Source organism: Streptomyces sp. NPDC003077 (assembly GCF_040611095.1).
Lineage (GTDB): Bacteria > Actinomycetota > Actinomycetes > Streptomycetales > Streptomycetaceae > Streptomyces.
The window spans coordinates 40949-65480 of record NZ_JBEXNM010000052.1; the positions used below are offsets into that span (position 1 = coordinate 40949).

12 protein-coding genes and 2 pseudogenes are annotated in these 24532 nt (G+C 67.9%); 11 read left to right on the plus strand and 3 right to left on the minus strand.

The window, feature by feature from the left end:
• The first annotated feature begins 16 nt into the window (after positions 1-16).
• Both glyA and ABZX96_RS27980 read left to right on the plus strand, forming a co-directional pair.
• Positions 17-1276, plus strand: coding sequence for a serine hydroxymethyltransferase (gene glyA / locus ABZX96_RS27975; RefSeq protein WP_355549716.1), 1260 nt, complete (start codon positions 17-19; stop codon positions 1274-1276).
• A 639-nt stretch (positions 1277-1915) separates the two neighbouring features.
• A complete protein-coding gene (locus tag ABZX96_RS27980) occupies positions 1916-3298 on the plus strand; it encodes an L-serine ammonia-lyase (RefSeq protein ID WP_355549718.1) in 1383 nt (460 codons plus the stop codon).
• Positions 3299-3513: 215 nt separating this feature from the next.
• Here the strand turns inward: ABZX96_RS27980 and ABZX96_RS27985 are convergent, their stop codons facing one another.
• Positions 3514-5097, minus strand: coding sequence for a NaeI family type II restriction endonuclease (locus tag ABZX96_RS27985; protein ID WP_355549720.1), 1584 nt, complete (start codon positions 5095-5097; stop codon positions 3514-3516).
• An 824-nt stretch (positions 5098-5921) separates the two neighbouring features.
• Here ABZX96_RS27985 and ABZX96_RS27990 point away from each other — a divergent pair.
• The 7 genes from ABZX96_RS27990 to ABZX96_RS28020 all read left to right on the plus strand — a co-directional run bounded on the left by ABZX96_RS27990 (position 5922) and on the right by ABZX96_RS28020 (position 20418).
• The gene (locus tag ABZX96_RS27990; protein WP_355549722.1) at positions 5922-9377 is read left to right on the plus strand and encodes a helicase-related protein; all 3456 of its coding nucleotides are present in this window, start codon (positions 5922-5924) and stop codon (positions 9375-9377) included.
• On the plus strand, positions 9377-11275 hold the full coding sequence (locus ABZX96_RS27995; protein ID WP_355549724.1) for a hypothetical protein: 1899 nt from the start codon (positions 9377-9379) through the stop codon (positions 11273-11275). Before ABZX96_RS27990 ends, ABZX96_RS27995 begins: the two co-directional genes overlap by 1 nt.
• Positions 11276-11373: 98 nt before the next feature.
• Entirely contained in the window at positions 11374-12918 is a 1545-nt protein-coding gene (locus tag ABZX96_RS28000; protein ID WP_355549726.1) for a hypothetical protein, read from the plus strand.
• A 168-nt stretch (positions 12919-13086) separates the two neighbouring features.
• Positions 13087-14562: an ATP-binding protein gene (locus ABZX96_RS28005; RefSeq protein WP_355549727.1), complete on the plus strand. Its 1476-nt coding sequence runs from the start codon at positions 13087-13089 to the stop codon at positions 14560-14562.
• A gap of 63 nt (positions 14563-14625) precedes the next feature.
• On the plus strand, positions 14626-17409 hold the full coding sequence (locus tag ABZX96_RS28010; RefSeq protein WP_355549729.1) for a Z1 domain-containing protein: 2784 nt from the start codon (positions 14626-14628) through the stop codon (positions 17407-17409).
• A complete protein-coding gene (locus tag ABZX96_RS28015; protein WP_355549731.1) occupies positions 17406-18416 on the plus strand; it encodes a PD-(D/E)XK motif protein in 1011 nt (336 codons plus the stop codon). The genes ABZX96_RS28010 and ABZX96_RS28015 overlap by 4 nt, the downstream gene beginning before the upstream one ends.
• Positions 18409-20418, plus strand: a complete 2010-nt coding sequence (locus ABZX96_RS28020; protein WP_355549733.1) for an AIPR family protein — start codon at positions 18409-18411, stop codon at positions 20416-20418. The genes ABZX96_RS28015 and ABZX96_RS28020 overlap by 8 nt, the downstream gene beginning before the upstream one ends.
• Positions 20419-20437: 19 nt before the next feature.
• Here ABZX96_RS28020 and ABZX96_RS28025 read toward each other — a convergent pair whose 3' ends face one another.
• Positions 20438-20626, minus strand: coding sequence for a hypothetical protein (locus ABZX96_RS28025; protein WP_355549735.1), 189 nt, complete (start codon positions 20624-20626; stop codon positions 20438-20440).
• 58 nt (positions 20627-20684) lie between these two features.
• Between ABZX96_RS28025 and ABZX96_RS28030 the strand changes: the two are divergent.
• A pseudogene (locus tag ABZX96_RS28030) lies at positions 20685-20867 on the plus strand (very short patch repair endonuclease); the annotation flags it as partial.
• Between the two features lie 225 nt (positions 20868-21092).
• On the opposite strand, the gene dcm reads toward ABZX96_RS28030, so the two are convergent.
• Positions 21093-23075: a DNA (cytosine-5-)-methyltransferase gene (gene dcm / locus ABZX96_RS28035; RefSeq protein WP_355549737.1), complete on the minus strand. Its 1983-nt coding sequence runs from the start codon at positions 23073-23075 to the stop codon at positions 21093-21095.
• A 406-nt stretch (positions 23076-23481) separates the two neighbouring features.
• On the opposite strand from dcm, the pseudogene ABZX96_RS28040 reads away from it, so the two are divergent.
• Positions 23482-24418 (plus strand): annotated as a pseudogene (locus ABZX96_RS28040) (DUF5655 domain-containing protein).
• The last annotated feature ends 114 nt before the right edge of the window (positions 24419-24532 follow it).

Genomic DNA, 24532 nt, shown 5'->3' on the forward strand with positions numbered 1-24532 from the left:
CCGCCCAGGAAGTCTGATGTCGCTTCTCAACAGCTCCCTCCACGAGCTCGACCCCGACGTGGCCGCCGCCGTCGACGCCGAGCTCCACCGCCAGCAGTCCACCCTCGAAATGATCGCGTCGGAGAACTTCGCCCCCGTCGCCGTCATGGAGGCCCAGGGCTCGGTCCTCACCAACAAGTACGCCGAGGGCTACCCGGGCCGCCGCTACTACGGCGGCTGCGAGCACGTCGACGTGGTCGAGCGGATCGCCATCGACCGCATCAAGGCGCTCTTCGGCGCCGAGGCCGCCAACGTGCAGCCGCACTCCGGTGCGCAGGCCAACGCCGCCGCGATGTTCGCGCTGCTCAACCCGGGCGACACCATCCTGGGTCTGAACCTCGCGCACGGTGGGCACCTGACCCACGGCATGAAGATCAACTTCTCCGGCAAGCTCTACAACGTGGTCGCCTACCACGTCGACGAGCAGACCAACCTGGTCGACATGGAGGAGGTCGAGCGCCTCGCCAAGGAGCACCGCCCGAAGCTGATCGTCGCCGGCTGGTCCGCGTACCCGCGCCAGCTCGACTTCGCGGCGTTCCGCCGGATCGCGGACGAGGTCGGCGCCTACCTGATGGTCGACATGGCGCACTTCGCGGGCCTGGTCGCGGCGGGGCTGCACCCCTCGCCGGTGCCGCACGCGCACGTCGTCACCACCACCACGCACAAGACCCTCGGCGGCCCGCGCGGCGGTGTGATCCTGTCCACGCAGGAGCTCGCCAAGAAGATCAACTCGGCAGTCTTCCCCGGTCAGCAGGGCGGCCCGCTGGAGCACGTGATCGCGGCCAAGGCGGTGTCCTTCAAGGTCGCGGCGTCGGAGGAGTTCAAGGAGCGCCAGCAGCGCACCCTGACCGGCGCCCGCATCCTGGCCGAGCGCCTGGTCCAGCCGGACGTCACCGAGGCCGGCGTCTCCGTCCTCTCCGGCGGCACGGACGTGCACCTGGTCCTGGTGGACCTGCGCAACTCCGAGCTGGACGGCCAGCAGGCCGAGGACCGCCTGCACGAGGTCGGCATCACGGTCAACCGCAACGCCGTCCCGAACGACCCGCGGCCCCCGATGGTCACCTCGGGCCTGCGGATCGGCACCCCGGCGCTGGCCACCCGCGGCTTCCAGGAGGAGGACTTCCGCGAGGTCGCCGACGTGATCGCGGAGGCGCTGAAGCCCTCCTACGACGCCGAGGCGCTCAAGGCCCGGGTGACCGCCCTGGCCGCCAAGCACCCGCTGTACCCCTCGCTGTAATCCGGCCGCGGCACACGCCGCGGTCCCGCGACGGCCGGAGGCCCCCTCCGGCCCGTCCGCCGTCCCGTCCGCGGGACGCGCTCGTCCCGTCCGCGGGACGCACTGTCCGGTCGTACGGCCGCGCGCATCACCACGATGGGCCGGTACGGGACTCCGTACCGGCCCATCGGCGCGCTCGGGGCGGGAACGCGCACCCGCCGCCGGTCCGTATGCCGACCCGTCGGCACGCTCGGGACGGGACGGCGCTCGGGACGGGACCGCGCACCCGCGCCGCCGGTCTACGTACCGGCCCGTCGGCACGCCCGGAACGGGAGTACGTACCCGCCCATCGGCACGCCGAGGACCGGAGCCGCCCGCCCTGAGCCGAGCGGCCCGGGCATCCGTACGCCGGATCAGGGGAGCCGTACGTCGTACCGGGGCCTCGTCCTGCCCCACGACCGGCCGGTTCCTCCCCATCCGCCCCGGTTTTCCGGGGAGCGAGCCGCCCCGTCCCCCGCTGTTGTCGCGGAGGACGGCCGTCCGCCGACTCGCGTCTGCGAGCCTGTGCCGCGCCCGCGTTAGGCTCGACAGTCGGCACAAAATGTCACACCCGCCCCATTGCTCCACGTCCACCACGAGCAGACAAGGGAGTCCGCCACCGTGGCCATCTCCGTCTTCGACCTCTTCTCCATCGGCATCGGCCCGTCCAGTTCGCACACGGTCGGCCCGATGCGCGCGGCCCGGATGTTCGCCGGACGCCTCAAGAAGGACGGCGTCCTCGCGCAGACGGCCTCGGTCCGCGCCGAGCTGTTCGGCTCGCTCGGCGCCACCGGCCACGGCCACGGCACCCCCAAGGCCGTACTGCTGGGTCTGGAGGGCCACTCCCCCCGCACCGTCGACGTCGAGACGGCCGACGACGAGGTCGAGCGCATCCGCACGACCGGCCGGCTGCGGCTGCTGGGTGCCGAGATAGGCGACGCGCACGAGATCCCGTTCGACGAGCCGAACGAGCTGATCCTGCACCGCCGCCGCTCGCTGCCGTACCACGCGAACGGCATGACGCTCTTCGCCTACGACGCGAGCGGCGCCCCGCTGCTGGAGAAGACCTACTACTCGGTGGGCGGCGGCTTCGTCGTCGACGAGGACGCGGTCGGCGAGGACCGGATCAAGCTCGACGACACCGTGCTGAAGTACCCCTTCCGCACCGGTGACGAGCTGCTGCGGCTGTCCCGCGAGACCGGGCTGTCCATAGCCTCGCTGATGCTGGAGAACGAGAAGGCCTGGCGCACGGAGGACGAGATCCGCGCCGGTCTGCTGGAGATCTGGCGCGTCATGCAGGCGTGCGTCAGCCGCGGCATGTCCCGCGAGGGCATCCTCCCCGGCGGCCTGAAGGTCCGGCGCCGGGCCGCCAACGCCGCCCGCGCCCTGCGCGCCGAGGGCGACGCGCAGGCCCACGCCATGGAGTGGATCACTCTGTACGCGATGGCCGTGAACGAGGAGAACGCGGCCGGCGGCCGGGTCGTCACCGCCCCCACCAACGGCGCGGCCGGCATCATCCCCGCCGTCCTGCACTACTACATGAACTTCGTCCCCGGCGCCGACGAGGAGGGCGTGGTCCGCTTCCTCCTCGCCGCGGGCGCCATCGGCATGCTCTTCAAGGAGAACGCCTCCATATCCGGCGCCGAGGTCGGCTGCCAGGGCGAGGTCGGCTCGGCCTGCTCCATGGCGGCCGGCGGCCTGGCGGAGGTCCTGGGCGGCACGCCCGAGCAGGTGGAGAACGCCGCCGAGATCGGCATGGAGCACAACCTCGGCCTGACCTGCGACCCGGTGGGCGGCCTCGTCCAGATCCCCTGCATCGAGCGCAACGGCATGGCCTCGGTGAAGGCCGTCACGGCGGCCCGCATGGCGCTGCGCGGCGACGGCCGCCACCACGTCTCCCTCGACAAGGTCATCAAGACCATGAAGGAGACCGGCGCCGACATGAGCGTGAAGTACAAGGAGACGGCCCGGGGCGGGCTGGCGGTGAACATCATCGAGTGCTAGGGAAGTAGGCCCTGACCAGCGCGTTCGTGTGTCTTTCAGCGCTGTCAGGGCCTTCCCTGCTTACGCGGCGGAAAATCCCTGAAACCTCCCTGGGACAGACGTGAAAGTCCCTGAAAAGTCCCTGGGGTGTCCCTGCGTCCGGGGGCGATCCCACATAACCCTCAGCTAATCGAACACAACAGGACCGCTTGGGTAGGGCCTGCGAGCGGAGTCTGTCAGTGGCCGGGAAGGGGACTCACCTCGTCATCCGGCTTCGCCAGCCTCCACCATGTACCGGACAGGACGACCGACCGACCTGAGCCACGTTCTTCCTCGGTGGCCGGCGCCAGACGAACGCTGACCCACGTCCCTCTCTCCGGGACTGGGAGCCCCAAGGCCCTGGCGATCTCAGGATCGGAGTTACGGTGGTTCAGGACGAGGATGCCCTCGGCGGCCAGAATTCTCCGGGCATCCCGCGCTCTCTTCGCCGCATCCCGCTGCCTGGCGACCGTGGCGAGGACCGGAAGGGTCACCGACTGGCGCTGCGCCACACGGAACAATTCGTTCACGCGCCCCTGGCCGGTTGTCTGGGCAAGCACCGTCTGCAAGTCGGCAGCAGGAAGTCGGTTCAGGACGTTCACCGGCAGACGACTGTCCTTGTGGACCCACTCGATCACTTCGCGCCCGGCTCGGCGCAGATTCCGCTTGCCGTCCTTGTTGGCGCCAGAGAGCAGCAGCTCCTCGGTCGCCCTCACCACTCCGAGGCTCCACACCCCCCTGCGGTGGTCGAGGTGGACCAGCATGCACACACGGCCCTGGGCTTCCCTCGGGATGATCCAGGTCGAACCGGAAGTCACCTCGAGATCCACATCAACCCCGGCGATCCTGAAGTCGAGCGGTCCGCGGGTGTCGAACCGGAAGTCGTGTCGCATCAGGTTCCCGACGAGTTGCCCAGTCATCGCCTTCTCCGACTTGGTGAGCTCCTCCCAGCGGAACCGTCCGGTGAGCTCCCCGTCGAGCAGTTTCTCCGTGGCGTGCTCCAGCACGGCCGTCATTCGACGTCCGGAGGGATCGAGACCCAGCAGCTCATCCCTCACCACCGCCACCTCGTTCATACTGTGTGTGACGCCGGGGATCGATTCTGTCCCCTGCCCTTGCTCAGCCTTCCTGCCAGGAGTCGGGGACGTACCGGCTGCGGCGAGCTTCCGCTCCAAGGCGGTGATCTGCTGCTTCGCCTCCTGGACGGTCCTCAACGCCGCGTCCCGCTCACCCGTGACGGCCAGCAGGCCTCGCCGCAGTTCGGTGATCTCCTCTTCGCGTGAGCTCGAGTGGGCGTCGAGTTTCGCCTCCGCCTGTTCCTTGGCTTGGAGGGCGCGGCCAAGAGCGGCCTGGGTCTCCAGCAGCTGTTCGTGCACATGAACGAGTTTCGCCAAGTGAGCAGTACAGTCCTTGTCATTGCCCTGGCCTTGGCCGGACTCGGCCCGAGCTGGCTGCTCCCACGCCCTCTTCAGCAGCGCACGCGCCCTTCTCTGGGCCTTCGCCGCCTCAACCGGGTCCGCGATGCAGATCTCGATGAGGGCCGTGACCAAGCCTTGGTGGTTCTTGAGACCCACCCCTCTCAGGACTCTGTGCAGTGTCGACGGGGCCGGCTTCGGCTTGTCGCCCACCATGTCGGGCAACAGAAGGTGTATCCGCGCCACCGAAAGGCCGGCGGTATCCCGAAGACTGCGCAGGAACAGGACGAGCAGGTCCTCTGCGTCGTTCGCTCCGCTGGGAAGACCAGGCGGCCGCCCGTCCTTCCCCCTCAGGCGAGCCGACATCAGCGTCCATTCTCTTTCTCTCAGCAATTTCGAGGTTCTCTCAGATAGAAGGGAGAGAACACTACCCGAGCTGCCGTCGGGGACCGCAGCCTGGCTCCGTCACGTACGTCGTCAGAGGAGAGCCGTCATGCACCAGCGCACCCCTTCCACCCGTCGCTCCATGTACGACCTGGCGGCCCTCGTAACCGTGCTGGCGACGGGTGTGGCGCTGGTGGCGCTCGGAGTCGCGCCCGAGTCGCTCGCTGCGGTGACCATCGCTCTGGCGGGCCTCTACTCCACATGGCGCACAGGACCAAGCGCCCGAGGTGCGGGACGGGATCCCGAGCTAATGACACGCGACGACCAAGACCGGGAAGCCGAAGCGGCCAGGCGAGAGCGGGGCCACTCGTAGTCCTGCGGCAGAAGTCGGCAGCCCCGTTCACGGTCGAAGGGGACGGGGCACCGACCGCTCCGAGCAGGAGCTCATCGGTGCGTCCGATCAATTCAAGCAAGAGATCGAATCGTTCGAGACAGACTTGACCAATTTCGGTTAGCAGCTTGTGACTACACTCCGCCTGAGCCCATGCTGCTCAGGTTCGGAGAAGCAGAAGGTGTCCGGCCATGGCGTCGTGCCATGGCGGCTTCTGACTCACGGACCTTGGAGTTCCCGTGGACACCCCTGTCCTGCGGGCCGGTTCGGCATGTTCACCATCCCCGGCACGCGCATCGGAGCAGATCCGGCTCCCCCGTTGCCTGTTCCCGAGCGACGGCACCTGCCTCGTCAGGCCCTCTTGCAGCTCCTCCCCTCTTTCGGCGGCACACGCCCGGCCTCACAGGGAGACGCTGTGACCACTTCCCCGTTCGAGCCGAGCGTCGCCCAGCAGACAGCGCTCGTCGAGCACCTCGTGAACGCCGTGGTCAGCGACGCGACCGGAGAAGCCCAAGGCGACGTATGCCTGGGCGAACCTCCCAGTGCCCGCTATTTCATGGAAAGCCTCGGTCCCCACACCGTCGAGCCGGGCGGCGCCGCTCCACGGTACGGACGGACCACTCCGGACAGCCTCGGGTTCGAGTTCGAAGCCGAGAACGCCAGCTCCGTCACGGTCAAGGCCAAAGCCTCATTTTACTACTCGGCGCTGCCGACCCGCGTCCAGCAACTGGAATGGGCCGGTGAACGTGAGGAGCCTTACCGGCTGGCTCCGTTGTTCAAGCGACTTGGTGTGACGGTGGGGCCGGTGGAGATCGTCCTAGGGCACGAGGCCGGTCTGCGGGAGACCCTGGAAGCCGAGTTCCGGCACGCCTTCGCGGAGGCCGTCAAGCTAACTCTCCGCGACCCGCGGATCGACCGTCGCGTCGGGAGCGACCGCCGAGAGCGACTGGTCCCTCCTACCGCGATGAAGGATGACGAGGCCTTCGAACAGTGGCTGGCCCGGGAGGTGGGCGGGGACCCCGTGGTGCCGTCGCCCGCCGCGCACGTCGTCGTCACGTCGAGGCCGGTCGCCTCCGGCCGGCTCCGTGTGACGGCCACACTCCAGAACCTCGCCAAAGACCCCGTCGTCACTGTCCAAGGTCGGGGTAGCAACGCCGGCCGTACCCGCCGTGACGAGGCCAGGGACAATGCACTGTTCCGCGCGAGCCTCGAAGTCGAGGGCGACCGTCTGCTGCCGATCACGATGGACCTCGGTGCCGACGCCTATCGCTACTCCGGGGAACTCGGGGCGTACGCGAACAACTGCGGTGTCGAGCCTCGGTGGCATGACGGGCGACTCGTGGCTGTGCGCAGTGTGCCTGTTCCACAGCACGACACCCACCGCGCCGTGGCCCGGACCGACGAGCGATGGGGGTACGCGGCGCTCGCGGCCGACCCTCTTCCGGTTCTCGACGACCTCGCCGACGAGATGGAGGCGTACCTGCACTCGTCGGCCTGGAGCACAGCGGACCTCCAGGACAGGCCCGGACTGGCCGATCGGAAGGAGGCCGACCGACGGGCCGCCGCGCTTGAGGTCTCGCGGTTCCGCGACGGCATCGCGTGGTTGCGACGGGACAGGCGCCTGCTGGTCGCCTTCCAGCTCGCCAACGAGTCCATGACGGAGCTCAACCGGCGTCGGAAGCGGCCGAATCGAGGATGGCGGCTGTTCCAGCTCGTGGCCATCGTCAGTCAGCTCGGCGCCCTGGCCTGGCGAGAGCACCCACAGCACCGCTTCTCCCCCGGGCTCTGGGGTGACGACCAGGGTGTGGATCCGACAGAGGCGGCCACCGTCGTCTGGTATCCGACGGGAGGCGGCAAGACCGAGGCGTACCTCGGGCTGGTGCTGGTGTGCATGTTCTACGACCGCGCCAGGGGCAAGAAGGTCGGGGTCTCGGCCTGGTGCCGTTTCCCCCTCAGGTTGCTCACCCTGCAGCAGACACAGCGGCAACTCGACGTCGTCGCTGCCGCGGACATCGTCCGGGACCGGAACGCCGACAGGCTCAGGGAGATCGGCGGTGACCCCGGGTGGCCGTTCTTCATCGGGTTCTACGCCGGCGGCGGCAACACACCGAACTCCCTGACCGCCGACCGCACGCTCGACCGCCTTCGGTCGAGCGAGGCGGAGCGGCACGCGTTCCGACTGGTGCACGACTGCCCCTACTGCGGTGAGCGGTCGGTGCACATCCCGCCGCCCGACCCCCAGCGCCTCAGGTTGGAACACGTCTGCGGCAACGAACGGTGCGGCAAGGTCCTCCCGATCGTCGTGGTGGACACGGAGATCTACCGCTACCTCCCCACCGTCGTGGTCGGCACGCTGGACAAGCTCGCGAACATCGGGCTGTCGGACCGGTTCGGCGCGCTCTTCGGGGACGTCGACTCCTGGTGCACTCCCCACGGGTTCGGTCGTGGTGGCAAGTGCCACGAGCGTCATGCGCCAGGCCATCCGAAGTCGCCTCCCAAGCCCTTGGGGACTCCGCTCTACGACCCCTCCCCGTCGTTGGAGATCATCGACGAACTCCACATGGTCAACGAGGAACTCGGCGCGTTCTCGGGGCACTATGAGGGGCTCCTGGCAGAGGTCCAGCGCACGCTGACAGCCCGGCAGCGCCCTGACGGACGGGGCGTCCGGATGAAGGTGGTCGCGACCACCGCGACCATCCGTGGCGAGGACCGCCAGAGCGAACACCTCTTCGGCCTGCGGTCGGTGGTGGTTCCTCTTCCCGGCCCCAACCTCGACGAGAGCTTTTACTGGCGTCTCGACCGAGGCCTTCCCCTGCGCCGCTTCGTTGGGGTCATGCCGACACGGGGTACGGCGGAGATGACGCTGGTTAGGATCCTGACTTCCGCACACCGGGCCCTGTGGAAGCTCGTCCAGCGCCGGGACCTTCCCCCGGCTCTCGACGCATGGCCGGAAGAGGAGCTCCGCGCAGTCGTCGACCTGTATCGCACGAGCCTCACATATGCGACGACCCTCGTGGACTTCGGCCGTATCCGGCGCTCGCTGGACACCCAGGTCAACGAAGTCCTGCGCAGGGAGGGGTTCCCCGATCTCCGCGTAGCCGAGCTCAAGGGCGAGACGCGTCTGGACGAGGTGCGTGGTGTTCTGGACGACCTGGGCAGCACCAACGGCAGCACGGGCATGGTCGTCGCGACGAGCATGGTCAGCCACGGGGTCGACGTGGACCGGTTGAACCTCATGCTGTTCAACGGGATGCCCAGGTCCATGGCCGAGTACATCCAGGCGTCGTCACGGGTCGGCCGTGCGTACCACGGCCTCGTGTTCATGCTCTTCAACCCGGTGAGGGAGCGGGACCGGTCGCACTACCGGTACCACGGCAAGTTCCACGAGTACCTGGACCGCATGGTCGAGCCGGTGGCCATCAACCGCTGGAGCCGTTTCGCCGTGCGCAGGACCCTCCCCGGGATACTGATGGGCCACCTCCTCCAGATCGCCAACCGGGACTGGTGGCGGGCGGGTAACGCGCCAGGGCACCTGCACGACCTCTCGAAGATGCAGGCCGCACTCCGTGATCCCTCGCTCGGAGGGCTCGAGGGTGTCCAGCTCACCGAACTGCTGGAGGCACTTCACACGGTCTTCCAGTCGGATCGCCCGGAGGGGCAGGAGCTCCACAGCGATCTCGAGGACATGGTGGAGCATGCGCTGGCCAGCCTCCGCTCCGCCGGGGCATCCGCCGGCCTCTCCGGTGGCAACAACCGCGGATACCGCGCCACAGGCGACTACCTGGGCCTCGAGTACCGGCCCATGACGAGTCTCCGGGATGTGTCCGAGGGCATCCCGTTCCACATCGTGTCCGACGGCAGGAGGTCGTGATGGCGTTCAACCCGAGGAGCGAGGACATGGCCCGCGACCGGGGGCAGGTCCTCTACCGGTACCGCCCCGGTCAGACTTTCGACCACCGCGGCGGCTACACCGCCCAGGTGGTGCAGTTCGGACGGGACGAGGAGTTCGACGGCCCCTCGCTCGACCGCGAGCACTTGGTCCAAGAGGCCATGCGGTTCGTACGCAGGTGGCGGGCCGCCGGCCGTGCGTTCGCCGCTGGCTCCGACCGGGCACCCGAGTTCCCCGGAGACGAGGACCGGCTCGCTGATCGTCACTACGAGGTCGTGGTACCCGGCAAGGTCTTCTGCCGCATCTGGCCCCGGGTGGTGCGCTGCGCCAGCGGCAGGTGCGGACACGTCTGGTCGGCCGGTGACCCCCGGCCGGGGACGGACGACTGGCCGCCGGCCTGCCCCGCGTGCGGCAACGCCGTCGGCAACCGGCAGCTCCAGTTCGTATTCGCACACAGGTGCGGCGAGATATCGCCCATGTACCCGCCGGGCAAGTGCCCGAGAGGACACACCCGGTTCAGGCTGGACGACCGTGCGAGTCGGTTCCGCGACTTCCGGTGGGAGTGCATGACATGCGGCTTCCCACTGGGTGTGCAGTGGAGCTGCAGCAACTCCTCGTGCAGCTACCCGGACAAGTTCATGCATCCCCTGCTCCACACGGCGGGAACAGCGCATGTCGGCCAGGGCCTGACGCTCGTGAACGTGACGACGACCGAAGAGGCCACCCGTCAGAGCAACCCCCTCTACACAGCCGCCGTGCTCGGCTGGTGGCTCGGTGAGATCACCGAGGAGGAGTTCCGGCGACTCACGGACGGGCACACGGTGGACGTCCCCGACGAGGTCGTCGAGAGCATCCGTGTGATGGAGGAGGCCGGTCTGCACGACCAGGCGCGTGCACTGCGGGCGCGCTTCATGCCCGTCGAGGTGGACCATCTGAGGGAGCGGGTGGGCAAGGCTCTCGGACTCGACACAGAAAGCGACGACGCCCGCGGGCTCGCAGCCGAGCTGCACACCTACCGTCGGGTCCTCAACCTGGAACGCTTGGGCGTCCCCCGTCTCCGGCGGGAGGCACGCAACGCCGAGCGCCACGCCCTGTACGAGCGCTACCCCGAGATCCTTGCGGCTGCCGGCCTCGGCCGGGACACCTGCCTGGTGAGCGATCTTCCGATCACCTACCTCGCGATCGGCTACAGCCGGACGGGTTTCAGCCCCGAGGAGGCGGACCTCGTGCCCTACCGGGGGCGCGCCTCACGGGGCACGCCTGAGAAGACCCTGCTCTACGCGCACCCCACGCAGGCGGAGGCGCTGCTCTTCCCGGTGGACAGGGAACGGGTGAGCCGGTGGTTGGCCCGCAACGAGCTCGTGAGTCGACGCGCCCTCGACGACGCCGGCGGCGTCGCCCAGTGGCTGGTGCACCAGCTCGGCCCGAGCGACGGCAAGGCCCTCTCCCACGAGACCCGCCCGGCACCGGGGCATCCCGACCTGCCCGTCCACGAGCTGTTCGGTCTGCTCCACTCCCTGTCGCATCAGCTCCTGCGGGCGCTGGCAGTCGACAGTGGCTACAGCGAGACCAGCCTCTCCGAGTACCTGTTCCCGTACGATCTGGCCTTCGCCATCTATCCCAACGGCGGTAGCGAATTCAGCCTCGGTGCCATGCGGACCGTACTTGAGCAGAACCTCGACGCGGTCGTGAGCCGGGCCATCGACAACGACTCGTGTCTGTACGACCCCAACTGCATGATCACGAATGAGGGTGCGGACCACGGTTGTCTCCAGCTCCCCGAGACGGCCTGTCAGTCCTGGAACCGGAACCTCTCCCGCTGGCACCTGTTCGGTTCCCCTGACGGTTCGAAAGTCGGGTACTGGGACCCCACCCTCTGAATGCCTGGTCGGGAGGGCCCGCGCTCTGCCCCCCACCACCGGCCCCGCCAGACGTCGCAGGGCCCGTCGAACACCGATCGCCCACAAGTGGAGCCTGCGTGAAACCCGAACTGGACCTGCTGGACACCATCGCCAGCGCTCGTGACAGGGTCCGCTCACTGCGTGGCTGGAACTCCGGACCGGAGCGGATCTACGACCTTCTCCGGACGGCGACGAAACTCCGCGCGATGGAGATCAGCGCAGGACTGATGACGGACCTGCCGTGGGAAAGCGTCCTCGCCCAGCTCGTCGTCTGGCACCACGACTACCCCGTCGGCACGGGCACGTGCTCGGAGAAGGACGCAGCCGAGATCGTCATTGCCGCGGCAGCGGCCCAACGGCTGGATCTAGTGGAGACGGGCGTCCGGAGCGGGGCCTATCAGGTACGGGTGACCAGGGGAAACTTCCGGATGCGCCACCGCTGGAACCCATCGGCCGAGGTAGCCGACATGTTCCTCGAACGCGACGCACGTCCCACACGGCTACCGAAGCTGTCCGAGACGGAGCGCCGATGGATCTCCACTCGGACTGTCGACTCCCGGACCAGCCCGCCACCAGAGGTCCTGCGCGCTGCCGTCCAGCGCGCCTCCACGATGATCGAGGCATACCGGCAGTCGGTGCCCGAAGGGCAGGTGCCTGATTCCTTTCCCCTGGGCGAGGGGATGACCGCCGGCGACATGATCAGCGTCCTGGCCGTGATCATGGGACTCGCCTCCCTGTGCGAGCAGACGGCACACAGGCTCTCCCGGCTGGAGACGACACTCTTCCACCTGACAGACACCCGGCTGATGGCCGTCCTCGCGGAGATGTGCCCGGACGTCTCGGAGGCACATCAGGCTCTGGTGGTGGAAAGACTCACCTACCGGCCTGGGCGCTCGTGCAGGACCTCCCCGCTGATCCGACACGGCGACGTCCTCATCGTCTGCCCATCCCTCGTAACTCCGAGGGCCGTGGATCCGATCATGCTTCGCTCGGCCGCCCAGGCCTCCCGGGGATTCGGTCACATAGGCAGGGAGCAGGGCGGGCGCGCAGCAGCGTGGGCTGCCTGGCTGCGCACGACACCCGGCACCTCGGTCGCGGAAAGGGCCCCGGTGGTCAGGACCGACGGCAGATCTGCTGGTGATCTGGACGTGGTCGTCGTGGACCCGGGCAGGCGTCTCGGTCTGTGTCTCGAGATCAAGTGGCCGATCGAAGCACTTTCCCTGCACGAGGTCATGAAGGCCGAGAACTGGGTCACCTCCGCAGCCCAGCAGCTGGACCGTGTGAGGGGAGAGCTGCGGGCGGGCACGGCCACGGCCAAGCTGCCGGCCGGCTGGCCACCGTTCGATGCGATCGACTGGACCTGGTGTGTCGGCACACCCCAACAACTCGGTCTTCGCCCTCTCCCGGCGCCGGACATGCACGCCACCTCTCTCCGCTACGTACAGGCCCTGGGAACCCCGCCCGACCTCGACACCTTGGTGACAGCCCTGACGCGACCCGACCTCCCCACCGAGGGATTGCACTACAACGTGGTGAAGAGAACGTTTCCCGTGGGTCAGTGCCAAGTGCACATGGACGCGCTCCAGGTGTCGCCGGTCGGTTGGCACCCACGGTTCCGGTAGGACGGCGCCGCCGCCCTGTCGCCTCATGAACCAAAGCCCCCTTCCTCAGCACGCGGAGAGGCGTATGGAACGTTCACGCCCCAACTCGACTACCCATGCATGGCCCGAACGGCATACGTGGATAATCGCAACCAGCATCAGAAATCGGAAACAGGCTGGACATTCGGCGTGACGTACGACATAGCAGCTCCGGAGCCGGCAGGCATGGTCGCCTCGCTCAGTTCACTCGGGTACTCCCTGCCTGCCGCCATCGCGGACCTTGTGGACAACAGCATCTCCGCAAGGGCGTCCACGATCGACGTCGAGTTCACCTGGGCCGGGCAGGACTCCTGGATCGCCGTTGCCGACGACGGTGCCGGGATGACCGCCGACGAGCTCGTGACCGCCATGACCGTGGCCGCGCGAGGTCCTGCGACGCCCCGAAGCGCTACGGACCTGGGGCGCTTCGGCGTCGGCCTCAAGTCGGCCTCGTTCTCACAGGCCCGGCAGCTCACCGTCACCACCGCGACCTCCGGCGAATGGCATGTGCGCACATGGGACCTCGACGTCGTCGAGAGGACGGGCGAGTGGCGGCTGCTACACGGCGCGGACGAGACGACCACCGAGTTGCTCGAAAGGATCCGGGGCAAGTCGGGCCATGGCACGGTCGTGTTGTGGCGGCGCCTCAACGGCTACCACGTCGACGCGGTGACGGTCGAGGACGAGCGGACCCAGAAGCAGTTCTACGCGGAGGCCGCCCGCACGGAGTCCCATCTGGGCATGGTCTTCGGCCGGTTCCTCACCGGAAGCCGACGTCGCAACCTGCGTGTGTCGGGCAGCCCCGTCGAACCCTGGGACCCGTTCCTGTCCCGCCACCCGTCCGTACAACCGCTTCCGGTCGAGCGTCTGCGGTTGGCGGCAGGTTCCGTACGGGTAGAGGCGTTCGTCCTCCCCAGTGCCCAGAGGCTCACCCCGGACGAGTACGAGAAGGCCGGCGGCCCGCGTGGGTGGCTCGACCAGCAGGGGTTCTACGTGTACCGCAGGGATCGTTTGATCTTGGCCGGTGACTGGCTCGGACAGCGCGGGTTGCGCCGCGAGGAGAAGTACAACCTGGCACGGATCTCCGTAGACATCCCCGCCGAGACGGATGTCGAATGGGGGGTCGACGTCCGGAAATCCAGTGTCGTCCCGCCGGTCGCACTGCGTTCTCATCTACGGCGCATCGCCCTGCAGGCCAGGAGAAGGGCCGCCGACGTGCTTCGGCACCGCGGGCAGATCGCCGCACGCACGCACGGGGATCCGCTCGTGTACGCGTGGAACGTCCGCCGTGTCGACGACCAGGTCACCTGCCGGATCAACCGGGGCCACCCTCTGGTGAAGGCGGCTCTGCGCACTGGCGGTGCCGGCTCGGATGACGTGCGTGCCCTGATCCGTCTGCTTGAGGAGACGGTGCCGGTCACCGCCCTCCGCGTGATGCACGAGACGGACACCAGTGACGATCCCGAGCCCTTCGGGGGCCCCGGGCCCGCCGACGCCGAGGCGACGGAGGTCGCACAGCGCATCTACGAGGCACTGGTCTCAGACGGCCGCTCGCCTGCGGCCGCTCGCGAACGCCTCCGGACGATGCCCCCCTTCGACCAGTTGCAGGGCTTCTGGAACGGGTGAGCCCGTTGTCAATGCCCGCCCCTAACCTGGCCCATGCCGTTCCCGCCCAGCCGGAGGTCTGCTGTGAGTTCCACCCCCGAGGACTCTCTCGAATCCCTTGCCAAGGCCCGTCGCCTGGTTCTCGCACTACTGTCGCAGGACCGTCAGCCGACGCCGGACGAGGTGCAGAACGCGGTCACCGTCATCTTCGGGATGCTTGCCGGCCAAGGCGAGGTGCTTGACCGTGACCAGCTGGCCAAGGAGGTCGAGGTCCTGACGGCGGTATTCCAGGAGGGCTCCTCCGGGCTGGAGAGCGACAGCGGGCACGAACCCTGGCTGCCCGAAGCCAAAAACGACCGGGCCTGGGACTTCTGGGAGCGCTACCGCCGTTACCTGGAGGACGTCCGGAACCTCCCGCCGCTCGTCGTGCGCCGACTGGACCAGAGCACGGACGAGGTCTTGGGGCAGCTCGAGGACCCGCGCCGTGTCGGCTCATGGCGCCGGACGGGCCTGGTGATCGGGCAGGTCCAGTCGGGGAAGACCGGCCAGTACATCGGGCTCGCCGCGAAGGCCGTGGACGCGGGGTACCAGTTCGTGGTGATCCTCGCCGGTATCCACAATGACCTCCGGAGCCAGACCCAGCTACGTGTCGACGAGGGGCTCCTGGGTTTCGACACCCAGCACCAGCAACGGTCCAACCAGAACGGGAAGTCCCGTCTCATGGGTGCCGGCAGGATGCCGGGCGCCAAGAAGCTCGACATCGCGTCCCCCACCAACAGCTCGGAGAAGGGCGACTTCGGCCGACAGGCGGCCAACGCCGTCAACTTCCCGCTCGGCCGTTTCCCGGTCGTTCTCGTCGTCAAGAAGCACTGGAAGATCCTCGAGTACCTGCGGACGTGGGTGACCGAGGTCCAGGGCACGGAGGACGAGAGCGGGAACAAGGTCGTACGCGACATCCCGCTGTTCGTCATCGACGACGAAGCGGACAACGCATCCATCAACACCAAGCGCGATCCCGACGCGGATCCGACAAAGACCAACGGCGCGATCCGTGAGCTCATGAAGAGCTTCGAGAAGTCGGCGTACGTCGGGTACACCGCCACCCCGTTCGCCAACATATACATCGATCCCGACGTCAACCACACCGATCTCGGCGCCGACCTCTTTCCCGACAGCTTCATCCGCACCCTGCCCTCACCGACCAACTACCTCGGCCCGGAGCGCGTCTTCGGTCTCCAGGTCGACAGCGATGACGAGGAGGACGTGCCCCCGCTTCCGCTCGTACGCCCCGTGAACGACGCCGAGAGCTGGATCCCGAGCAAGCACAAGTCCTCCTTCGTCCCCTCCGACGACCTTCCGCGGTCCCTACGGGAGGCGATCGCCTCGTTTATCCTCGCCAGCGCTGCACGACGGGTGCGCGGACAGACGAAGGTGCACAACTCCATGCTGGTGCACGTCACCCGCTTCACGGCGGTCCAAGGGATCGTCTGCGACCAAGTGGACGACTACCTGCGGCTCCTCGTGGACTCGCTCCGCGACCGGTACGGACAGGCACCGCAGCGCATGGGCGAGTTCCGGGCCCTGTGGGAGCGGGACTTCGTCTCCACCACGGACCACTTCCCCGCGAACGAGGCCCGACGCGTCACCTGGGAGGACGTGTCGAGCCAGCTCATGCCCGCGCTGCGGAAGATCGTGGTCAAGACGGTCAACGGCGCCTCCCGGGACGCACTCGACTACTACGAGCACCGCAGGACCGGTCTCTCGGTCATCGCGATCGGGGGCCAGAAGCTCTCCCGGGGCCTCACCCTGGAGGGGCTGACGGTCAGCTACTACCTGCGCACGTCCAGCACGTACGACACCCTGCTCCAGATGGGACGCTGGTTCGGATACCGGCCGGGGCACGAGGACCTCTGCCGCCTGTACACCACTCCCGATTTGCAGGCGAAGTACATCGAGGTGACTGCTGCAACCGACGAACTGCGTCGTGAAGTCGAGGAGATGGCGGCGTTGAACCTCAGTCCGAGGTACTTCGGCCTGAAGGTTCGCGCCTCCTCTCTGGGCCTCGCCGTCACGGCTGCCAACAAGATGCGCCAGGGTACGAAGGTCATGCTCAGCTACTCCGGGGAGGGGCCGGAGACGGTGATCTTCAACGTCTCCGACGGGGTCCCGGAACACAACCTCAAGGTACTCGAGGACTTCGTCCGGAGACTCGACGGCCTAGCCACCGGCGACCAGACGACGGAGGGGGCCAACGTGACGTGGAAGCAGGTGCCCTCCGACGCCATCGTGGACTTCCTCACGCGTTACGAGACCGACCGCATGGCCCAGAGGGTTCGCCCCCGTTTCATCGCGAAGTACATCGAACAGTGCATGGCCGTAGGTGAGCTCCCGCAGTGGACGGTTGTCCTGGTCGGCAAGAAGGCAGCCAAGGACCTGCAGGACATCTCCGGTTACAGCCTGGGGCCCGTGGAGCGCACGGCGCTCAACGACGTCGACAGCGACGGGCGGTACACGATCCGCCGACTGCTCAGCCCTCCCGACGAGTACCGCTTCGACCTCGATCGTGACCAAGTGGACGCAGCCCTGGAAGCGACGCAGAAGGCCGCCGCCATCAAGAAGCGGGAGAAGGTACCCCAGTCGCCTTCGGGGGACCACGTCCGCTGGCAGCGCCGACCCGACCAGGCGCTGCTGCTTGTCTACTTGGTCGAGCGGCCGACGACCGAGGACGGTCCGACTCGGCCGCCCCTGGTCGGCTTCAAGGTGAGCTTCCCGCGCTCCGAGCACCAGTCCGACACCGAGTACGTGGTCAATACCATCTGGCAGAAGGAGGGCCTTGACGCCCTCGACGACGGGGAGGACGACGAGTGACCGTCACCGAGTCCGAGTGGCGTGACCTGGAGGCACCCCAGGGGGCACCGGGCAGGTCCCGTATCCGCCTGCACCCAGACGCCCCGTTGGACGTCTTCCTCTCCGTCTCCCACCCGGCACAGCAGCGCATGCTCGTGCTCAGGGCCGACGCTCGCTCCGCCGACCACATCGTGCGCTCCGTGCGCCAGCTGCCTCGCGCCGCCGGGCTGCAGATGAACGTGAGCGCCGTGTCGCGTCTCGAGTACGAGCTCCAAGTGGTTCTCACCGCCGACGAACTGCGCGAGGTGTTCAACCCGCTCGTCACGGACGTGGCTGACACGGTCCGAGAGGCCCCTGGGGCCGCAGCAGCCCTGACAGCGGCGGTGGAGAGGTTCGAGCGGTGGCAGGACCTCCTCCGCACCGTCGGCAGAGACGGTCTCGGCCCTGAGGCCCGTCGTGGACTCGTCGGCGAGCTCTTGGTGCTGCGCGACCACATCCTGCCCGTCGTCGGGCCGGCCGAGGCCGTCGACGCGTGGGCGGGACCGAGCGGAGCCAACCAGGACTTCCAGCTGCCCGGAGTCGCCGTCGAGGCGAAGGCCAGCACCGCCAAACGGCCCCGCAGTATCCGGATCGCCAGCGAGCGCCAGCTGGACGACGCCGGAACGCCTGCGCTCCTGTTGGCGTTGGTAATGCTCGACGAACGGCGGGGTGGGTCAGGAGAGAATCTGAACCGCTTGGTGGACCGCATACGCGAGCAGCTCACGAGTCCTGTTGTCCGAGCCGCCTTCGACGGTCGCCTCATGCAAGCTGGCTACCTCCCCGGCCAGCGAGACGTCTATGAGGAGCCTCGCTACACCGTTCGCGACCTGCGCTTCTGGCGCGTGGGGAAGGATTTCCCGAGACTCGTCGAGGCGGATCTTCCCGAGGGGATCGGTGAGTGCTCGTACCACGTGAACACCTCGGGACTTGACCACCACCGCGCCACGACCGACGAGGTGACCACACTGATCGGGGGACCCCATGCCTGAGCTCGACCTGTCCCAGTACGCCCACGACGTCGTCACGGACGTCCAAGCCACCGCCGACGCCGAGGGGACCACCACCCCGGAGACGTTCACGCGGCGCGTATTCGAGGACCTGGAACGGGCCGGCATCGTATCCAACACGTTCACCGCCTACCACTCGGCCCATGGTCACCTCGTGCACGGGTACGGCATCGGGGACTCCGGGGAGTCCCTCGACCTCTTCGTGACCGACTTCGACCTGGACCCGCTGGAGTCCAAACTCACGAAGGGGCAGGCGGAGACCGCGTTCAGGCGCCTGCTGACGTTCGTCCGCCGGTGTCGGGACGGGCTGCGTCAGCACATCGACGAGTCCTTCGACGTGTACGACATGTGCGCGGCAGTCGAGAAGGCGCTCACTGAGGTACGGAGGGTCCGGCTCTTCCTGCTCAGCAACCGCGTCGGCACGAGCACCTCCTTCCCGCCCACCGAGTTCGACGGCCTTCCCGTGACCCACGAGGTGTGGGATCTGGCGCGGCTGCACCGCCACGAGACATCCGGCAGCATTAGCGAGCCCATCGTGGTCTCGTTCGATCCTCCGCTGCCCTGCGTCTCGGCACCCAGCAGCGAGCCGGACCACTCGGTGACCATGGCCGTGATCCCCGGCCAGAGACTGGCCGAACTGTACGGGGAGTACGGGACCAGACTTCTCGAGTTGAACGTCCGGTCCTTCCTGCAGGCCCGCGGATCGGTCAACCGGGGAATCAGGGAGACCCTGCTGCACTCACCAGGCAGGTTCCTGGCCTACAACAACGGCATCACGGCGACCGCGTCCCAGGTTGACTTCGTGCACGGCCCGGACGGCACGCCCACGGGCATCTCCCGGGTGCACGGACTCCAAGTGGTGAACGGCGGTCAGACCACGGCCTCGTTGCACTACGCCTCGAGCCGGGACAAGGCCGACCTGTCCCACGTGGCCGTCCAGATGAAGCTGACGGAGGTCTCTCCCGAGCGGCTCTCGGAGATCGTCCCGATGATCTCCGAGTACTCCAACACCCAGAACCGCGTGACGCTCGTCGACTTCAGCTCGAACCACGCGTACCACGTTGCCATTCAGCGGATCACCCGATCTCTGTGGGCGCCGGCGACGGACGGCAGTGGCCAGGAGACCCACTGGTTCTACGAGAGGGCGCGCGGCCAGTACACCGACGAGGTGGCCAAGGCCCGGACACCGGCGAAGCAGCGCACCTTCAAGAAGCTCAACCCCACCAGTCGGAAGTTCACGAAAGCGGACCTCGCGAAGTACGTCAACTCCTGGAGTCTCCTCCCGTTCAGCGTCAGCCGCGGCGCGCAGAAGAACTTCGTCGCGTTCATGGACCGGATCGGCGAGGCGCCCCCTCGCGTCGACATCCGCTACTGCCAGCGCGTGATCGCGATGGCGGTCCTCTTCAAGGCAGTCGACCGCATCGCGGCGAACCACGAGGCGGGCAGCTACAAGAGCATGATCACGACCTACACCATGGCCCGTCTGGCGCTCGCCACGAAGCAGCGCATAGATCTCGACAGGATCTGGCGTGAACAGAGGGTCTCTTCGGCCCTCGAAGCCGCGATCGACGATCTGTGCCCCCGGGTCATACGGGTCGTCACCAAGCCACGTGAGGGCAACCACGTGGGTGAGTGGGCCAAGAAGCCCGCCTGCTGGGACGCCGTCTCCCGCGTGCCCTGGTCCGTGCCCCACGATCTCAGGGCCGAGCTCCGTGATCACCCGCTGGACGACAAGGCCCTCGCGGGCGGAGCGGAAGGCGATCGCGGGGCGAGCGACGAGGTGACGTCGATCCCGGCGGACGAGTGGTACGCAATCGAGCGATGGGCGAAGGAGACGCACAACCTGGATCCCTCGCAGCGGCAGCTCACGCAGTACGTCGGTCGGCGACTCGAGCTCGAACAGGAGGTTCCCGAGCCGCAGGCGGTACAGGCACTGCACGCGCGCAGCGAGGCGCTTTCGCTCGGGTTCGTCCCCGGTCCGTAGGTCCAACTTCTCCCGGCCTTCACAGCTCGCCGCGCTCGAGCAGGTCTCTTATGGCATCCTCAGCGCAGCGGAGGACGATCCGCCCGTCTCCGTCGCTGACGGCCAGAAGGTCCGCCCCGGGTGAGATGCCCGCCTCCCCGAGCAGGCCGATGGGGAGCTCGTCCCGGCCATAATCGTCGACACGGAGTTCCGCAGGTTCACGAAGCATGGGGCGAGTGTGGCACCCCCGTACCCGTAGGCCGACGACGGGCTGCGGGCTGAGGTATATGGCAGCACGTGAGGACACCACGGGCCTGGAGTGGGTCGGCACGGAGCTGAGCAGCCATCTGCGCGGTCGGCGCGCCCGCGACACGAAACCGGAGGTGGTTCTCCGGCGTGCCGTACACCGGCTCGGCCTCCGGTTCCGTCTACAGCGCAAGGTGGCTGCCCGTTGCACGGCGGACTTCATCCGCCCCAGGTACAACGTGGCGGTGTTCGTCGACGGGGGCATCTGGCACGGATGTCTGTGCACGGCCCGAAGATGCCCCGCGGCCCGAACGCCTCCCTGTGGGGAGCGAAGATCGAGACCAACAAGGAGCGCGACCGTCGGAACACCGCAGCAGCCGAGGCCGTCGGCTGGACCGTCGTCCGTCTCTGGGAATGCGAGATCCGGGCCGACGTCGAGCGCGCTGCGCTCAGCGTCGCCCGGCAGTGCGACGAGGCTCGCGCGCCTCAGTCGGCACCGTCTCCCGTCCATGGGTACCGGTCAACGCATCCGTGAACAGGTCGCCAGAGACCCTCTCCCTGGCAACGCAGTACTTGCTCAGGGGGCACACCTCGCAGAGTGGCTCCTTGGCCCGGCAGAAGCTGCTTCCGATGAGCCGGAGCGCTGCCATACGCAGAGGCGCGTCCTCGCCAGCTCCGACGAGTTTCACCAAGTCCACTCGACCGTCGCTGAGCCTGTTCGTGCGATCCGAATCACTGCCGTGCAGACGGGCGGCGACGCGCAGCGCCCCCTGCCCGACCCACAGGAGGTCCTCACCGACCAGCAGCCGATACACCGTCGCCTCAGCCGGCTTCAGCTTCAGCTGCTCGCGGACCTCCTCCTCGTCGGCCCAGACGCTCGACTGATCGATCACCGCGGTGAGCCGGGCGACCCGGGCCTTCGCTGCCTCGGAGGGCGCCGCCGCAGTAAGCGTCTCGTGCGCGGCCTTGCTCAGGGACGTCTGTCCCCGCACGGCCTCAACCATTCCCGCCAGCTGCGCAGGCTGGATCCGGGTCCCGGACAGTATGGCTACGACGGCGGCCTGCAAGCCGGACATCTGCTTGCCCGGAAGCTGATACCAGTCTTCCGACTCACGCCGCGCCTCGGCCCAGGCGGTCAGATCCCTTCGCACCGTGCGCCAGTGCGGCTGGAGTCCACCCTCGCTGGGATGCTCGTCAACCACGGGCAACAGGGCCTCCGCGGCAGCCTCGCCAAGAAGGGGCGGCACAGCGTTACCGATCTGGCGGAAGGCGTCACTGCGCGTGCCGGCGAAGCGGAACCTGTCCGGGAACGTCTGCACTCGCGCGGCCTCCCGCACGGTGAGGGTGCGCGGCTGGTCTTGGTCCGGGTGGATGTACCAGTAGCCGTCCTTGGCGATGTGGGCGGTGATCGACCTGCTGAGGTCCGCCCAGTCGAGCTTCTTGTACTTGTCCGTGAAGTGGTCGGCCTTGTAGCGCTGCAGTTCCGGGGTGATCTGCGAGTACAGGGTCTTGGAGTCCATGCTGGAGAAGATCTCCGCGTCGTCCTTCCGAACCCGGCGGGTCATGTGGTCCCACACCCGGTCCCTGCGCGCCCGCTTACGCATGTCCTTAGCGAACTTGGAAAGCTCGGACGGTTCCTCATACGGTAGTTCGCGCTGCCCGACACGCTCGGTGGGCACGACAGGCAGCACCGGCAGGTCACCGATGGCGTCACGCAGCGTGGTCCGCTGATCGTGCTCCAGCTCTTGCCGCCACGAGAAGCGCTCCACGTCATTCCTCGCGAGCAGGATCAGTCGCTTCCTGTGCTGCGGAACGCCGTACTTCCACGCATCGACGAGACGGACCTGCGTCGCGTATCCGAGATCCTCCAGCTGCTCCTCGATGGTGCGTACCACGAAGAAGTCGTCGCCGAGACCCATGTCCGGCACGTTCTCCATGAGCACCGCACGCGGCCGGAGGCGCTTCACGACGTCGAGGTAGGCGCTCCACAGCTCCTTGCGGCGATCATGGGGGTCGCGACCGTGATGCTCCACGAGGCTGCGGATCTTGCTCCGGCCAGCCCTACTGAACGGCTGGCATGGCGGGCCTCCGGCCACCAGATCAATCTTGGCGGGCGCCAGCATCTCGACGAGCCTATCCCGCTCGTCAGGATTACCCAGATCCATGTGGAGACTCATGCCGGGGAAATTCGCAGCGTGCGTCTGGAGCGCCCGCTCGTCGAAGTCGACCGCGGCTGCGACCGTCCACCCGGCTCGCTCCAGTCCCAGACTCAGTCCACCCGCTCCAGAGAAGAGGTCGACGGCCAGACGCTTGCCAGCACCGAAGCCACCGAGCCACTTGCCGAAGTTCTCGGGCTTGCAACTGTTCCTGTGACGCCTGAGCTCCAGACAGTCGCTCCGCTCCAGAGGCACCCCATAGTGCTGCCTGCGCACTGCGCCAACCTCCATCGGACGAGAAGAACGAGCACCAGGAGATCACACAACCTCTGGCAAGATCAAGAATCCGGCGTCCACCTCGGATGACTGGATCGATTAGGACGCCACAGGCGCCCCGAGAATATTACGCGGCACCTACCCCTGTATTGGAAAGCAACCCCCCAGTAACACTGGAGAGGGTCAACCATACGGACAAACACCGACAAGACCATCAAAGTTCTCGCCAGTCGAGATTCATGTCACCGCCTCCTCCGCGGGCTCGGCTCTCGCCCCGAGGTGATGTCGGAGTCCTGCACTCGGCCAATCCCATGGTCGAGCTGCCTGCCCTTCCTGCTACCCGACGCGGAATACCCGCAACGTCCCCTTGATTGCCCTCTATAGAGATCGCGGGAGGGGGACGCTGATGGCCGAGCTGATGTTGTTCCGGCGGGACGCGGACGGGCGGGATGTCGAGCTCTCCGGTTCGACGGTGGCGCTGGAGGTGGAGCTGCAGCGGCGGGTCGAGGCTGGTCTGGAGCAGATGCTCGGCATCCGGTTCGTGGCATCGGAGTACGCGACCGGTCCCTGGCACCGGGGGCGGATCGACACGCTGGGGCTGGACGAGAACGGCAGCCCGGTGGTGATTGAGTACAAGAAGGGCTCCGACAGCGGGGTACTGTCGCAGGCCGTCTCGTATCTGTCCTGGCTGCGCTCGGCGCGGCACGAGTTCGAGGCCCTGGTCCGGAAGGTGCTGGGCGCGGAGGCTGCTGAGTCGATCGACTGGCGGCGTCCGCGGATGGTCTGCATCGCGGCCGGCTTCTCGCACCACGACCGGGTGGCCGTGCAGTGGCTGCCCGAGCGGATCGACCTGGTGCGCTACCGGGTCTTCGAGGGTGACCTGCTGGGCCTGTTGCTCGTCGACTCCTCGCCCGGCTCACCGAGCGCCGCTTCGTCCCGCCGGAATCGGGAGCGGGACGCGGCGGGCGGCAGCGCGTCGACGGCACCAAGTGGCTCCCTCACCGGTGGGTGCCAGCCTCGTTCCCGAGTGCCTGCGGGACCTGTATGGGGAGCTGGACGAGGCGCTCACGGCGTGGGGCGAGGTCGAGGTGGCGGTGCTGCGGCACTACATCGCCTACCGGCGGCTGGTGAACGTGGCGTCGGTGATCTTCCGTCCGAAGCATGGGGCGATCTTGGTCTATCTCAGACTCGACCCGGACTCGGTCGTGCTGGAGGAGGGCTTCACCCGGGACATGCGCGGTATCGGGCATCTCGGGACCGGGGAGCTGGAGGTGCGTCTCGTTTCAGCGGCGGACCTGGAGAAGGCGGCGCCGCTGATCCGGCGGGCGTTCGAGGCGGCCTGACGCAAGGAGAAGGGCGGGGGGGGGAGGGGGGGGGGGTTTGACCCCCCGCCCCGCGGGGGGGGGGGGGCCCCCGCCCCCCGGGGGGCGCGGGAGGGGTGGTGGCAGCGGGGCCGC